General features: G+C 70.9%; 10 protein-coding genes, 2 tRNA genes and 1 pseudogene. 2 read left to right on the top strand and 11 right to left on the bottom strand.

All coding sequences use genetic code 11. The annotated features are described in order from the left end of the window. Positions 1–27: 27 nt before the first annotated feature. From ACWD3C_RS01490 to leuS, 5 genes and pseudogenes are all read right to left on the bottom strand, one after another. Positions 28–1,902, bottom strand: a pseudogene (locus ACWD3C_RS01490) (ComEC/Rec2 family competence protein); the annotation flags it as partial. Between the two features lie 167 nt (positions 1,903–2,069). Further along, positions 2,070–3,212, bottom strand: a complete 1,143-nt coding sequence (locus tag ACWD3C_RS01485) for a helix-hairpin-helix domain-containing protein (protein WP_451138848.1) — start codon at positions 3,210–3,212, stop codon at positions 2,070–2,072. Positions 3,213–3,375: 163 nt separating this feature from the next. Further along, positions 3,376–4,221 (bottom strand): DegV family protein, encoded by an 846-nt coding sequence (locus tag ACWD3C_RS01480; protein WP_451138846.1) that lies wholly within the window; start codon positions 4,219–4,221, stop codon positions 3,376–3,378. Between the two features lie 82 nt (positions 4,222–4,303). After that, on the bottom strand, positions 4,304–5,029 hold the full coding sequence (locus ACWD3C_RS01475) for a hypothetical protein (protein ID WP_451138844.1): 726 nt from the start codon (positions 5,027–5,029) through the stop codon (positions 4,304–4,306). 433 nt (positions 5,030–5,462) lie between these two features. Further along, complete coding sequence (leuS, locus tag ACWD3C_RS01470; protein WP_451138842.1) at positions 5,463–8,360, bottom strand: leucine--tRNA ligase; 2,898 nt, start codon at positions 8,358–8,360, stop codon at positions 5,463–5,465. A gap of 456 nt (positions 8,361–8,816) precedes the next feature. Between leuS and ACWD3C_RS01465 the strand changes: the two genes are divergently transcribed. Further along, positions 8,817–10,151 carry a cytochrome b/b6 domain-containing protein gene (locus ACWD3C_RS01465; protein ID WP_451138840.1) on the top strand — a complete coding sequence of 445 codons (1,335 nt, stop codon included), beginning with the start codon at positions 8,817–8,819 and terminating at the stop codon, positions 10,149–10,151. Next, on the top strand, positions 10,148–11,761 hold the full coding sequence (locus ACWD3C_RS01460) for an NADH-ubiquinone oxidoreductase-F iron-sulfur binding region domain-containing protein (protein WP_451138838.1): 1,614 nt from the start codon (positions 10,148–10,150) through the stop codon (positions 11,759–11,761). Before ACWD3C_RS01465 ends, ACWD3C_RS01460 begins: the two co-directional genes overlap by 4 nt. A gap of 123 nt (positions 11,762–11,884) precedes the next feature. On the opposite strand, the gene ACWD3C_RS01455 is transcribed toward ACWD3C_RS01460, so the two are convergent. The 6 genes from ACWD3C_RS01455 to rsfS all read right to left on the bottom strand — a co-directional run bounded on the left by ACWD3C_RS01455 (position 11,885) and on the right by rsfS (position 14,042). Further along, positions 11,885–11,957 (bottom strand) — tRNA-Ala (locus tag ACWD3C_RS01455). Positions 11,958–12,081: 124 nt separating this feature from the next. Further along, the gene (locus ACWD3C_RS01450) at positions 12,082–12,315 is read right to left on the bottom strand and encodes a hypothetical protein (RefSeq protein WP_356572862.1); all 234 of its coding nucleotides are present in this window, start codon (positions 12,313–12,315) and stop codon (positions 12,082–12,084) included. Positions 12,316–12,318: 3 nt separating this feature from the next. Next, complete coding sequence (locus ACWD3C_RS01445) at positions 12,319–12,492, bottom strand: hypothetical protein (protein ID WP_451138836.1); 174 nt, start codon at positions 12,490–12,492, stop codon at positions 12,319–12,321. A gap of 229 nt (positions 12,493–12,721) precedes the next feature. Beyond that, positions 12,722–12,794 (bottom strand) — tRNA-Ala (locus ACWD3C_RS01440). 118 nt (positions 12,795–12,912) lie between these two features. Next, positions 12,913–13,587, bottom strand: a complete 675-nt coding sequence (locus tag ACWD3C_RS01435) for a histidine phosphatase family protein (protein ID WP_451138834.1) — start codon at positions 13,585–13,587, stop codon at positions 12,913–12,915. Between the two features lie 8 nt (positions 13,588–13,595). After that, positions 13,596–14,042 carry a ribosome silencing factor gene (gene rsfS, locus ACWD3C_RS01430; RefSeq protein ID WP_451138832.1) on the bottom strand — a complete coding sequence of 149 codons (447 nt, stop codon included), beginning with the start codon at positions 14,040–14,042 and terminating at the stop codon, positions 13,596–13,598. Positions 14,043–14,246: the final 204 nt, after the last annotated feature.

Here is a 14,246-nt window from a genome sequence, read left to right as displayed (position 1 = left end):
TGAGACAGATCTGAACAGCGGAAAGAAGAAGTGGGTGAGGACGACGAGGGGGACGCGTGTGATGCCGAGGGTGCTCAGACAGCGGTCGACCAGCATCGGATCGGGTCCCGCGTCCACGACCACACCCGTCCCGTCGCCCGCCGCCAGTACGGTCGCGTCTCCCTGCCCGACGTCGCACACCACGAACCGCCAGCCGGACGGCGGCCATCCCGTGATCACCCTGGTCAGGGGTGGTGGCTGCACCACGACCAGGAGGAACGCGACGAGACATGCGCCGCTCAGCCAGGGGTGGCTCAGGAGCCGCCGGCCGACGAGCACGACGACCGCCGTCACAAGGGTGAGCAGCAGCGCCCCCGTCCAGCTGCCCGGCCAGTCCACCCCTGCGCCGGGCATGGCCGCGCCCGTGCGTGCGATGTCCGCGATCCACCCGGCGGGCCAACTCGCGCACCAGGCCAGGGCCTTGGCGACCGGCATGGCCACCGGGGCCGTTGCCAGCGTGGCGAACCCCAGAACCGTGGCCGGTGCCACGGCGAACTCCGCCAGCAGGTTGCACGGCACCGCCACCAGGCTCACCCGGGCCGACAGCACGGCGACGACCGGGGCGCACACCGCCTGCGCGGCGGCAGCGGCGGCCAGCGCTTCGGCAAGACGCGGTGGCACCCGGCGCCGTCGCAGCGCGGCACTCCACCGTGGGGCGAGCGTGAGCAGGGCTCCGGTCGCGAGGACGGAGAGCAGGAAGCCGTAGCTGCGGGCCAGCCACGGGTCGTACAGCACCAGCAGCAGAACCGCCGTGGCGAGCGCGGGAATCAGGGATCTACGGCGTCCGGTGGCGATGGCCAGCAGCGCGATCGACCCGCAGGCAGCGGCCCGCACGACACTCGGGTCCGGTCGGCACACGATCACGAAGCCGAGTGTCAACGCGCCGCCGACCAGCGCGGTCGCCCGCAGCGGAATACCGAGCCGGGGCGCGAGCCCCCGCCGCTCCGCACGCTGGGCGAGCCCGGGCGGCCCGATGAACAGGGCAAGGAGGATGGTGAAGTTGGCCCCGCTCACGGCCAAAAGATGCGTGAGGTCGGTCGCCTTGAACGCCTCGTCCAACTCGACCGGCACCCGTGAGGTGTCGCCCACGACGAACCCCGGCAGCAGTGCCCGCGCATCCGCGTCCAGCCCGTCCGTCGCCTCGCGCAGCCCACTGCGCAACCGCCCCGCGAATCGCTGGGCCCCGGACGGCTCCGCCGCCACTTCCGGTGGCCCGCCGCCGCGCACCCGCAGCACGGCCGCGATCCGGTCGCCCCCGGCCAGGGCCGGCACAACCTGTGCGGTCACCCGCACCCGGGTGGAGGGCAGGAGGGAGAGCCAGGGTGACCGGGATGGATCGCCGGTGCCTTCCGCGCGTGGGCGCCGGTCCGTGTCGACGATCACCAGGACGGGTGTCCGGGTGACCGCTTCCGTTCCGTCCGGGCTCCTCACGCGCCGTACTTCGGCTTTGAGCAGCACGGCGGTCGGGGCCATGTGGCCTCCCCTGATCCGGGGGCGGGTGAGCCGTGGGTCGGAGGTGAGCTCGACCTCGGCCTTCACATGGGCGTACTGGTGCGCCAGGGCGGGGACCGGGCCCCGGCGCAGATCCGCCCCGTGCAACCCGGCGGAGGCGGCGGCCGCGGCGATGCAGAGCAGGACGGCGGCGACGGAGACCTTCGGCCAGGACCTCCACCGGGACACGAGCAGGGCGGCTCCCGAGGTCAGGCAGACGATCACCACACCCGTGACCCACGCGCCGGTGGCGTCCAGCATCAGCGCCGCCGTCGCCCAGGCGGCCAGCGCCGGCGGTACCAACCGCAGGTCCGTCGGTCCTTCCTGTCTGGGGTGCGCGGCACCGAGCCGGCTCCTGGACGTGGCGTGCACAACGGAACGCCCACGGGACGCCTCCGGCGTCGCCCGCGCCGCCGAGCCCCCGGACCCGACCACGGTCCCGGACCCGACGCCACCCCTGGCCTCGGACCCGACACCCCCTCCAGACCCGACACGGACCTCGGACTCGACCTCGGTGGAGCCGTTCGTCCTCGGCGCCCTCATGGCCGTACGAGATTCTGCAGGTCGGCGAAGCGGCGATCACCGATGCCGTTGACCTCGCGGAGTTCGTCGACGGAGCGGAAGCCGCCGTGCTGGGTGCGGTAGTCGATGATGTGCTGGGCGAGCACGGGTCCGACGCCGGGCAGCGTGTCGAGTTGGTCGGGGGTGGCCGTGTTGAGGGAGATCGGGGTCGCGGGAGCCGCTCCGGCGGCGGTTCCGCCCGGTCCGACGGCTGTGGTGCCGACGGCGCCCGGTGCGGTACCCGGCGCGGGCGCGGGAGCGCCGACCACGATCTGCTCGCCGTCGATGAGGAGGCGGGCGCGGTTGAGGCTGTCGGTGTTCGTGCCGGGGCGTACCCCGCCGGCGGCCTGCAGCGCGTCGGCGACCCGGGAACCGGCCGGCAGCTGTTGGATCCCGGGGCTGCGTACCTTTCCGCCGACATCCACCACGATCGGGGGACCGCTCGCGGAGACCGGCGCCGCCGCCGGGGCGCCCGAGGCCGTCCTCTCCCGCTCGTCCTCCACGCCGTACGGGGCCGTCCGTACGACCTCGGGCGCACTCACCGGCTGAGTTCGTCCCGTCCAGAAGTGCTGTGCGGCGAAGACGGCCGCGACGACCAGCACCACGCTGAGCGCCGCCACGCTCTTCCGTTCGAGGCCGCACCGTGTCTGCAGCCACAGCGGCATCCGCTCCCGCAACGCCGGTCCGAGCCGCTCCCGCAGCACACCGCCGGAGTCGTTCGCGGCTCCGTCACCGTCTGCCGCCTCGCGCTCGCGCGGGATGTCCGGTGCCCGGAGCCCGGCCCGCTCGACGGCTTCGCCCGCGGGGCTCCGGCGCGCTGTTCCGGTCGCCCGGGCGGTACCGAGGCCGACGGCATCGTCCGCCCAGGCGACACCGGCCCCGACCGTCGTACTGCCCCTGGGTTCCACCGGTGGTGGCCCGTTGCCCCACTCCCGCCGTTCCCCCGCGCCTTCGGCGAAGAGTGCCTCCGCGCGCAGGCGGAGCGCGTCCGCGGATGCCTGTCGGCGTCGGGCGCGGCTGCGGGGCTGGGGGCGGCGGTGGCGGGTGCGGCCGTCGGAGAGGGGGCCTCGGCCCGGGCCGCTGGTGGCTGTCGCTGGGTGTGAACGTGATCGAAGTGCCATGCGACGAGGATCGGGCAGCCCCGCACCCTCGCGATGATCTTGCTCAGTTTCCGTGGACCACCGGCCAGTTGTGGATAACTCCGTCACCCACACGAGTCACAGCCACCACACCGGTCCCTACCGTCCCCACCAGTCCCCACCGGTCCTTCGCCCCACGGATGCCTCACCGCGGCGAAACAACCGCCCCCAGCAACCCGGGCCCGGTGTGCGCGCCGATCACCGCTCCGACCTCGCTCACATGCAGATCGGCCAGCCCGGGCACCCGCGCCCGCAGCCGTTCGGCGAGGGCCGAGGCCCGCTCGGGTGCGGCGAGATGGTGGACGGCGATGTCGACCTGGGCGCCGCCCGCGCAGTCGGCGACGATCTCCTCCAGGCGGGCGATCGCCTTGGACGCCGTGCGGACCTTCTCCAGGAGTTCGATACGGCCACCGTCCAGTTGCAGCAGCGGCTTCACGGCGAGCGCGGACCCGAACAGTGCCTGCGCCGCCCCGATCCGCCCGCCGCGGCGCAGATAGTCGAGGGTGTCGACGTAGAAGTAGGCGGAGGTGCCCGCGGCCCGCTTCTCCGCGGCGGTGACCGCCTCGTCGACCGTGCCGCCCGCCTCGGCGGACTCGGCCGCGGCCAGCGCGCAGAACCCGAGGGCCATGGCGACCATGCCGGTGTCGACCACGCGCACCGGTACGGGAGCCTCGCGCGCCGCGAGGACGGCCGCGTCGTACGTGCCCGAGAACTCGGCGGACAGATGGAGGGAGACGATGCCGGTGGCGCCCGACTCGGCCACCTTGCGGTAGGTCGCCGCGAACAGTTCGGGGCTGGGGCGGGACGTGGTGACGGGCCGTCGCTTCTGCAGCGCCTGGGCCAGTGAGCGGGCCGAGATCTCGGTGCCCTCTTCGAGCGCCTGGTCGCCGAGGACCACGGTCAGGGGTACCGCTGTGATGCCATGGCGCTCCATCGTCCGGGGCGGCAGGTAGGCCGTTGAATCGGTGACGATCGCGACATGGCGGGACATGAGCTGGAGGTTACCTGTCAGGGCGCGTGCGCGGCAGCCCCGCCCCACTCACCTGCGACCGGACGGACCCGTACGGACAGGATCAAGTCGTGCTCTCGGGGCGGGTCTTCTTCTGCCACGGGTACGTGGGCCGCGGTCCTGGCGGGGTGATCGCCGACCGCGTCGGCTCCTCGGCGGTGCGGGTTTCCGGGGTCTCCGGCCAGGTCTGTCCGCTGGAGGCGGCGGATTCGGGCGCCGGGGCCTCGGGCCACGCGGGTGTGGGCTCCGTGGTCCAGTGCCGCAGGGCGCCCGCCTCGACGTCTATCTGCGCGCTGAGGGTGTCCAGGTCGTCGTCGGCGAACCGGCGGGCCCGGTCGCGTGCCGCCCAGCGCAGGGAGTCGGCCGACTTGGTGATCCGCTCGATGCGCTCGCGCAGGTCGGGCAGGCGCTCGGCCAGCTTGGCGCGGTCCGGTTCGGACTCCAGGCGCCTGAGCTCGGCGTCCAGTTCGTGGCCGTGCGCGCTGAGCCGCTCGAAAAGGCCGAGCGACTCCTTCAGGGACTCGTCCTCGGCCACGCCCGCGTGCAGCGCGTCCTGGGTTGCCCGCATCGACGTGCGCAGCTTCAGCCGCAGCTCGGCCAGCTCGCCCGCGGGGCCGAGCTGGGCCATGCTCTTGGCGCGCAGGGTGGTGTCCTCGACCGTGCGGCGGGCCTGCGTGATCGTACGGTCGACTCCGCGCTTGGCCGCGCCTACCACCTTCACCGTGGCGTAGACGCCGAGGACGAGGAACAGTACGAAGATCAGCACGACGACTGCGATGACGGCCTCCACGGCGCTCCTCCTCCGACCCGGACGGCACTGCGCCCCGCGCGCAATCCGCTCCGCGCGGCAGCTGCCGCGTGCTCTTCAACGGTAAACGCTGCGGGCAGGCCCGGAGTTCCACCAGAACCCCGAACCTGCCCGTACTTTCCCCGTAGGGGACGACCCCAAGCGTCTCTGATTGGCTTAGGGATCCCCCCGTGTTGCTCGGGGATATGAGCCAGTCGCCTTCGTGCCCTGGTGCTGAACAGCGGAAGCCGTCAGCCCTCGTGACACGTCCCTCCGGACGCTGGTCGGTGAACTCTCGCGACCTCACCGAGGAGGGTGCCCGACGTCGCCTGGGCGCCGGGCGTGCGCGTGACATTCCGCCACGGGATCGCTACGGATCGCTAATCCAACTGGTGAGCCTGTAGGGCCCGCCTCGCTACCCCACCCGGCCTCCAGCCTAGGCCGTGACGATGTTCACCAGCTTCGGCGCCCGCACGATCACCTTGCGGATGCCGGCGCCGTCCAGTGCGGCGACGATCTTCTCGTCGGCCAGGGCGGCCTTCTCCAGCTCCTCCTCGGTGATCGAGGGCGGGACCTCCAGGCGTGCCTTGACCTTGCCCTTGATCTGCACGACGCAGGTCACGGCCTCGTCGACGACGTACGCGGGGTCGGCGACCGGGAAGTCCCGGTGGACGACCGAGTCGGTGTGGCCCAGCTTGCGCCACAGCTCTTCGGCGATGTGCGGGGCCAGCGGCGCGACCAGCAACACCAGGGCCTCGGCGACCGGGCGCGGCACGGCTCCCGACGCCTTGGTCAGGTGGTTGTTCAGCTCGGTGACCTTGGCGATGGCGGTGTTGAACCGCAGGCCCTCCAGGTCCTGCCGTACGCCGTCGATCGCCTTGTGCAGGGCGCGCAGGGTGGCCGCGTCGATGTCGGCGTCCTCTGCGTCGGCCACCGTCACCTCGCCGGTCGCCTCGTCGACGACGTTGCGCCACAGCCGCTGCAGCAGCCGGAACTGGCCCACCACCGCGCGCGTGTCCCACGGCCGCGACACGTCCAGCGGGCCCATGGCCATCTCGTACAGGCGCAGGGTGTCCGCCCCGTACTCGGCGCAGATCTCGTCCGGAGTGACCGCGTTCTTCAGGGACTTGCCCATCTTGCCCAGCAGCCGGGAGACCTTCTCGCCCTGGTAGTAGTACGCGCCGTCGCGCTCCTCCACCTCGGCGGCCGGCACCGCGATGCCACGGCTGTCGCGGTAGACGTAGGCCTGGATCATCCCCTGGTTGAACAGCTTGTGGAACGGCTCGGCCGAGGAGACGTGCCCCAGGTCGTAGAGGACCTTGGACCAGAAGCGGGCGTACAGCAGGTGCAGTACGGCGTGCTCGGCGCCGCCCACGTACAGGTCGACGCCACCGTGGGGCATGCCCTCGCGCGGGCCCATCCAGTACTGCTCGACGGCCGGGTCGACCAGCTTCTCGCTGTTGTGCGGGTCCAGGTAGCGCAGCTCGTACCAGCAGGAACCGGCCCAGTTGGGCATGGTGTTGGTCTCGCGGCGGTACTTGCGCGGACCGCGGCCGTCGCCCAGGTCCAGGGTGACGTCGACCCAGTCCTCGTTGCGGGACAGCGGGGGCTCGGGCTGGGTGTCGGCGTCGTCCGGGTCGAAGGTGCGCGGCGAGTAGTCCTCGACCTCGGGCAGTTCCAGGGGCAGCATCGACTCGGGCAGCGCGTGGGCGACGCCGTCCTCGTCGTAGACGATCGGGAAGGGCTCGCCCCAGTAGCGCTGGCGGCTGAACAGCCAGTCGCGCAGGCGGAAGTTGACGGTGCCCTCGCCGATGCCCTTGCGCTCCAGCCACTCGGTGATGCGCGCCTTGGCGTCGACGACGCCCAGGCCGTCCAGCACCGTATCGTCACCCGCCGAGTTGACGATCTTCGCGTCGTACGACACGAAGGCGTCGTCCCACGTCGACGTGTCCGTGCCGCGACCGTCGGCCGGCTCGACCACACAGCGGATCGGCAGCTCGAAGGCGCGCGCGAAGGCGAAGTCGCGGGTGTCGTGCGCCGGTACGGCCATGATCGCGCCGGTGCCGTAGCCCATCAGCACGTAGTCGGCGATGAAGACGGGGATCTGCTCGCCGTTGACCGGGTTGGTCGCGTACGCGCCGGTGAAGACGCCGGTCTTGTCCTTGGCCTCGGCCTGCCGCTCGACATCGGACTTGGAGGCGGCCTGCGCGCGGTAGGCGGCGACGGCCTCGGACGGGGTGGCGTGGCCGCCGGTCCACACGTCGTGGGTGCCCTCGGGCCAGGCGGCCGGGGTGAACTTCTCGACCAGCGGGTGTTCGGGGGCCAGCACCATGTAGGTGGCGCCGAACAGGGTGTCCTGGCGCGTGGTGAAGACCGTGATCGCTTCGCCGTCTACGGGGAAGTCGACGCGGGCGCCCTCGGAGCGGCCGATCCAGTTGCGCTGCTGCAGCTTGATGGCCTCGGGCCAGTCCAGCGCCTCCAGGTCGTCCAGCAGGCGGTCGGCGTACGCGGTGATGCGCATGTTCCACTGGCGCAGCTCGGCCTTGAAGACGGGGAAGTTGCCGCGTTCGGAGCGGCCGTCGGCGGTGACCTCCTCGTTGGCCAGGACGGTGCCCAGGCCGGGGCACCAGTTGACGGGCGCGTCGGAGGCGTACGCCAGGCGGAACTCGCCCAGGACGTCGGCTCGCTCGACGTCGCTCAGCTCGCTCCACGCGCGCGTGTGCCCGGGTACGGCGCGCTCACCGGTCTCGAACCGGTCGATCAGTTCGGCGATCGGGCGGGCCTTGTCGGCTTCGTCGTCGTACCAGGAGTTGAAGATCTGCAGGAAGATCCACTGGGTCCACTTGTAGTAGTCCGGGTCGATCGTGGCGAACGACCGGCGGTTGTCGTGGCCCAGGCCCAGCCGGCGCAGCTGGATCTTCATGTTCTCGATGTTGGCCTCGGTGGACACGCGCGGGTGCGTGCCGGTCTGCACGGCGTACTGTTCGGCGGGCAGGCCGAAGGCGTCGAAGCCCAGGGTGTGCAGGACGTTGTGGCCGGTCATCCGCTGGAACCGGGCGAACACATCGGTGGCGATGTAGCCCAGGGGGTGGCCGACGTGCAGGCCCGCACCGGAGGGGTACGGGAACATGTCCATGATGAACTTCTTGGGCTTGGCGGCCAGTTCGGGATCGCCCGCCAGGTCGCCGCTCGGGTTGGGCGCGGCGTACGTGCCCTCGGCGTCCCAGAAGTCCTGCCAGCGTGCCTCGATCTCGGCCGCCATGGCGGCCGTGTAGCGGTGCGGCGCGGCCTCCGCCGCCCCAGCGGCAGTGGCGGCGGGGTTCGTCTCGCTCATGATCCTCAAAGCTCCATCGATCGTCTCTGCCAGCGGCTGCGACATCCAAGAAACGAAAAATCCCCTCGCACAGGAGGGGACGCCGCGCCGATTCCGACCGCGTTCCACGGGCGGTCGGGACTGATCAGCGCGGCTCGCTAAGCAGAAGGCGTACGGCACGCATGGCGTCAGGGTACCGCAGCCCCCGCGCGCGTCGCGACGAGCTTCCGCGGGCACCTCGGCACCGCTCCGCACGGGTCGACACGCCTCGGCACCGAGTGTCATCCACCACAACCCACCCCGAAAAGCTGAACAATATTCAAATATTACTTCGCGTAACGGGCACTAAGGGGCAACACAAGTGTCCGATTGCCCTTTGGTAACAACGCAATAACTCAAATCTCGTACTGCTCGGTTTGCCCACCACTTAGAGTGCGACGGCGGGACCGCTTTCCCGAACTGTTCGGAGTTGCCCCCATGAACCCTCGTCGCAGTAACAGCTCGCTCCCCATGCCCGGCCGCTCGGCCTATGGGGCGGTGACCGCTGCCGCTCTGCTGCTCATACCCGTGATCGTGCTGGTCGGAGGTGACAACTTCCGGGAGTTCCTCAACTTCGGCGCCGGCGTGCTGTCGCTGGTCTCCTTGTCCTGCTCGGTCATCTGGGGCTTGGTCGCCAGCGACCGGATGTTCCTCAACGTGCGCCAGCGCATCGTGGCGCAGGCCGTGCACCGCACGACCGCCATCGCCTCGGTCGCCTTCCTGGTGGTGCACATCTCGGTCAAGCTCGTGCTCGAACACACGACGTATCTCGGCGCGCTGATCCCCTTCAGCCTCGCCTTCACGGACGAAGACGCCGTCATGGGCACCGGCGTACTCATCGGCTTCGGCTCCCTGGCCGCCATGCTCATGATCATCACGGCCGTCACCGGCGCGCTGCGCAGCGTCTTCGCGTCCCCCGCACTCGCCGCACGCTGGCGGGCCTTCCACATGCTGGCCTACCCGGCCTGGTGTTTCGCGCTGGTCCACGGACTCTACGCGGGTCGAGAGGCCAAGCCGTTCTTCGTGATCCTGTACAGCCTGTGCCTGGTCGGGGTCGCCGCCGCCCTCGCCCTGCGTTCGGCGCCCCTCCGGTTCAAGCGCCAGGTGGCCGACAAGATCCTCGCGGTGCTGGGCTCCGAGACCCCGTCCGCCCGCGAGGCTCTCGACGCGAGCCGCGCCCGGGTCGCGGAGGAGGCCCTGGGGGGCGCCGACCGTGGCCGCCGGGCCGACACGCCGCTGCCGGGCTTCGGCTCCCGCGGTGGGGCGGACCCCTTCGGGGACTCCACGGTGCCGCCGCAGCGGACGCCGTCCCCGACGATCTACGAGTCCATCCAGCGCGTCGACGCGCCGGACACCGGCCCCGGCTTCGCGGCCGCCTACCGTGCCGTGTCAGCGTCCCCGCGCGCGCAGGAACCGGAGATACCCGACCTGCCCCAGTCCGCGCAGTTCCCGGCGGACATGCAGCCCACGCAGACACTGCCGCCCGTCGACGGCGGCAGCACCACGGGCACGCGCTGGCCGGCCCCGTCCCCGCCGCCGGTCGGCGAGGCGCCCCCGTCCGCGTACGACCCGCTGTACGACACCGCCGCGGGCGTCGCGTACCCGGGAATCACCGAAACTCCCTACGGAACGACTGAAACGAACAGCCCCTACGACACGTACAACACGAACGACACGTACGACAGCGGTCCCGCCACTGAAACGCTGCCCGGCGCCTTCGACTCGCCGGGCTCAGGCGAACCCTGGAACGCGCCTTCCGGAGGCTTTAAGTGAACGAGGCCCTTCCCGACGTCCCCGAAGTCCGAGTGGTGGGGCTCCCCCAGCTCACCTCGGGCTTCGACCTCGTCGAGAGACTCGACCTCCCCATGCACCTGAAGGTGCACGGTCCGCTGGAACCGATGGGTGGCGAGCAACTCGCGCAGCTCGCCGAGCGCATCAACCTCAAGGGGCGCGGCGGCGCGGGCTTCCCGTTCCACAAGAAGCTGCGGTCGGTCGCCGAGTCGGCGATCAAACGCGGCATCAGGCCCGTGGTCGTCGTCAACGGCAGTGAGGACGAGCCCGCCTGCCGCAAGGACACGGTGCTGATCAACCGTGCCCCGCACCTCATCCTGGACGGCGCCCTGCTGGTCGCCGAAGCCCTGGGCGCCCGCCAGCTCGTCATCGGGGTGACACGTGAATCCACCCAGCGGTCGATGGAGGCGGCCCTCTCCGAGCGCGGGCTGAGCAACCGGCGCGGCGCGGCGATACGCGCGCGCGTGCAGCGCAATCCGGTACGGATGGTCACCGGGGCGGCCGCCTCGCTGATCCGTTCGATCGACGGCGGCCCGGCCATCCCTCCGGGCCGCAAGGTCAGTGCGTCGCAGAACGGTGTCGGGGGCGCGCCCACACTGCTGTCCAACGCCGAGACCTTCGCCCAGCTGGCGATCGGCGCCCGCATCGGCTCCGAGCGCTACGGCAACACCGGCCTGTACGACGAGCCGGGCACCGTCATGCTCACCGTCTCCGGCGCGGTCGCCCGCCCCATGGTGATCGAGGCCCCCACGGGTGTACCGCTGCGCTACATCCTGCAGCTCGCCGGGGCCCCGCCCGTCCCGCAGGGCGTGCTGACCGGCGGCTACCACGGCAAGTGGATCGACGCGGCCACGGTCAACGAGGCGATCGTCTCGCGCAACTCCCTGGACGCGGTGGGCGGTGCGCTCGGCGCCGGCGCGATCCTCCCCATCACCCAGGAGACCTGCCCGCTGGGCGAGTCGCTGATGGTGGCCAAGTGGCTGGCCGAGGAGAGCGCGGGACAGTGCGGTCCCTGCTACCTCGGCCTGCCCGCCGCCGCGCGCGGCATGGAGGACATCCTCAACGGCGGCGGCCCGGCCGCCCTGGAGGCGGTCAAGCAGGTCGCCAAGAACGTGAAGCGGCGCGGCGCGTGCTCGCACCCGGACGGCTCGGCGATGTTCCTGGAGTCGACCATCAAGGCGTTCACGGACGACCTGGCCGCCCATGTCCTCGGCAACGGCTGCGGAAGGCCCGTGGAGGGCGTTCTGCCGCTCTTCGAGGGCGGCAGGGCCCCGACGGGCATCCCGGGCGCCTCGGAGGGCGAGAACGGCCCCAGCCGCCAGAAGATCCACGTCGACTGGACGCTGTGCCGCGGGCACGGCCTGTGCGCCGACATCCTCCCGGAGGTCTTCGAACTCGGCGCCGACGGCTTCCCCACCGTCGCGCAGGCCGCGGTTCCCCGCTATGCGGAGGCGAAGGCGATGCGCGCCGTGCGCCGTTGCCCGGCGCTCGCCCTGCGCATCGAGGAGCAGACGGAGCGGGCGCCGTCCCGCAACAACCTCCCCGTGCTCTCCCCGGGGCGTGGCCGCCGGGCCCTCGGCAGCGGCCGCTGAGCCGGAGACAGACGAAGGGCGGGCCACCGTGTCGGGTGGCCCGCCCTTCGTCTGTCTCCGACACATCGTCAACAATGCGAAGAGCCCGTCCTGTTGGACGGGCTCTGTTCCATGGAACTTCTGTGGAGCTAAGGAGATTTGAACTCCTGACCCCCTGCATGCCATGCAGGTGCTCTACCAACTGAGCTATAGCCCCTTGCGGCCACGCGGTGGAGCCGCGTATTGACCGGGCCGCCGGTGCCCCGGCGGCGACGCCAACATTACACGGTCATCGGGGGCCAACACCAAATCGTTTCCGTCGCAGCCCGCGCGCGTGACGGTCAGGCCGTCACGAACGAGTAGAACCGCTTGAGCGTGCAGTGCTCCTCCAGGAGCCGGCCGTAGATCGGCTCGCCCTCCAGCTCGCGGTACGTCTCGATCGGGTCGCCTTTTATGATCAGCGCCCTCGCGCATTCCTCGCACCAGTACTGGTAGTCGCTGTTGACCGGTTCCATGTCGCGGACAATCGGCGTACCGCTGCCGCACCAGTCGCATTTCCTCCTGTGCGCACCCATCGATCAGCTCCAGCTGTGGCCGCAGGCCGTGCACACGAACGAGATCCCGCCGTTGTCACCGAGAACTTGGGCGACGTGGAAGGAGCCGCAGGAAGGGCAGTCGAGGCGGGTGGCTTTCTTCCGTATCACCACCGGTTCGAGGAGATCGTCGACCTCCCCGCGGATGCTCGCAGGCATCGCTTTCTCCCTCCCGTCGGGCCGCGCCCCCTTCCGGCCGTTTGATTCTGCCACGGCCGGACCAATACGGTCAGCGACGCCCTCGTACCAGTCCGGACACGGCGGCCGGCGTCCGCAGAGGTATACGCCTCGGGGGCCCCAAGTGACTCAAGCCGGTTCAGGAAGAGTGTGCCGCGTGGGTACGAAAAATCCCGCCCCCTGACGGGAACGGGATCTTCGGTTCGATCTGTGGAGCTAAGGAGATTTGAACTCCTGACCCCCTGCATGCCATGCAGGTGCTCTACCAACTGAGCTATAGCCCCTCGTGCCACGCGGCTGAGCCGCATGGTGTTTCGCCCCGCTCGGCGGGGCGAACAAGAAGAACTTTAGCCTGCGACCTGCCGGAAAGTGAAATCCGGGTCCCAGCACGGGCAGGGGCGTTCAGTCGTCGTCGCCGAGGACCGGCTCGGGCAGGGTGCCGGCGTTGTGTTCCAGCAGACGCCAGCCGCGGGCGCCCTCGCCGAGGACGGACCAGCAGCAGTTGGAGAGACCGCCGAGGCTCTCCCAGTGGTGGGGGTCCAGACCGAGGAGGCGCCCGATCGTGGTGCGGATGGTGCCGCCGTGGCTGACCACCACGAGGGTGCCGTCCGCGGGGAGCTTGTCGGCGTGCCGCATGACCACCGGGGCGGCGCGGTCGGCGACCTCGGTCTCCAGTTCGCCACCGCCGCGGCGGACCGGCTCACCGCGCTTCCAGGCGACGTACTCGTCGCCGTACCGCCCGATGATCTCCTCGTGCGTCAGCCCCTGCCAGACGCCCGCGTAGGTCTCGCGCAGGCCCTCGTCGTGCGTCACCTCCAGGCCGGTGAGCGCGGACAGTTCGCCGGCCGTCTCGGCGGCCCGCTTGAGGTCCGAGGCGAGGATCGCGTCCGGCTGCAGGGAGGCGAGCAGCCGGGCGGCGCGGCGGGCCTGGCCGACACCGGTCTCGGTGAGGTCGACGTCCGTGGTGCCCTGGAAGCGGCGCTCCACGTTCCACGAGGTCTGGCCGTGCCGCCAGAGGATGACGCGGCGGCCCCGCCCCGGCTTCTGCCCGGGCTCTGTACTGGTCGTACTCGTCATGGCACCGCTCACCGCAGCTCCCCGCCCAGCTCGGCGGCGTCCTCGGCCTCCTGCAGCTTGGCGTGCTCCTCGGCCTTGCCGCGGGTGGCGCGGGCATCGGCGGGCAGCTCCAGCTCGGGGCAGTCCTTCCACAGTCGCTCAAGGGCGTAGAAGACGCGCTCCTCGCTGTGCTGGACGTGCACCACGACGTCCACGTAGTCGAGCAGCACCCAGCGGGCCTCGCGGTCGCCCTCGCGGCGCACCGGCTTGGCGCCGAGCTCCTTGTTCAGCCGTTCCTCGATCTCGTCGACGATCGACTTGACCTGGCGGTCGTTGGGCGCGGAGGCGAGCAGAAAGGCGTCTGTGATGGACAGCACATCGCTGACGTCGTACGCGATGATGTCGTGCGCGAGCTTGTCGGCGGCCGCCTGGGCGGCCACGTTGATCAGCTCGATGGCGCGATTGGTGGAAGTCACCCTCATCCTTTCGGGGGAACCCCGGCCTTCAGGACTGGGGCAAGTGCTACTTTCGGCACCGTGCTGAGCGAGAACCAAGCCAGCACGGCAGCACCTTCAAGTACATCATCCACCGGGCAGGTTCCAACCCGGCTGGCGTCGATCGCGTAGGACCAGGCCGTTCGTCGAACGATCTGGCAGTGTGAGCCAGGAATCCCCGTACGG

The sequence above is a fragment of the Streptomyces sp. NPDC002845 genome, from assembly GCF_053591955.1.
The sequence above is the reverse complement of the archived record's forward strand: the minus strand, read 5'-3'. Positions and strand labels throughout refer to the sequence as shown.

Excerpts from the sequence above, each read along its gene's own strand:
- ACWD3C_RS01450 (WP_356572862.1), bottom strand. The coding sequence starts at position 12,315 with ATGGGTGCGCACAGGAGGAAATGCGACTGGTGCGGCAGCGGTACGCCG.
- ACWD3C_RS01465 (WP_451138840.1), top strand. The coding sequence starts at position 8,817 with ATGAACCCTCGTCGCAGTAACAGCTCGCTCCCCATGCCCGGCCGCTCG.
- leuS (WP_451138842.1), bottom strand. The coding sequence starts at position 8,360 with ATGAGCGAGACGAACCCCGCCGCCACTGCCGCTGGGGCGGCGGAGGCC.
- ACWD3C_RS01445 (WP_451138836.1), bottom strand. The coding sequence starts at position 12,492 with ATGCCTGCGAGCATCCGCGGGGAGGTCGACGATCTCCTCGAACCGGTG.
- ACWD3C_RS01485 (WP_451138848.1), bottom strand. The coding sequence starts at position 3,212 with ATGGCACTTCGATCACGTTCACACCCAGCGACAGCCACCAGCGGCCCG.
- ACWD3C_RS01480 (WP_451138846.1), bottom strand. The coding sequence starts at position 4,221 with ATGTCCCGCCATGTCGCGATCGTCACCGATTCAACGGCCTACCTGCCG.
- ACWD3C_RS01435 (WP_451138834.1), bottom strand. The coding sequence starts at position 13,587 with ATGACGAGTACGACCAGTACAGAGCCCGGGCAGAAGCCGGGGCGGGGC.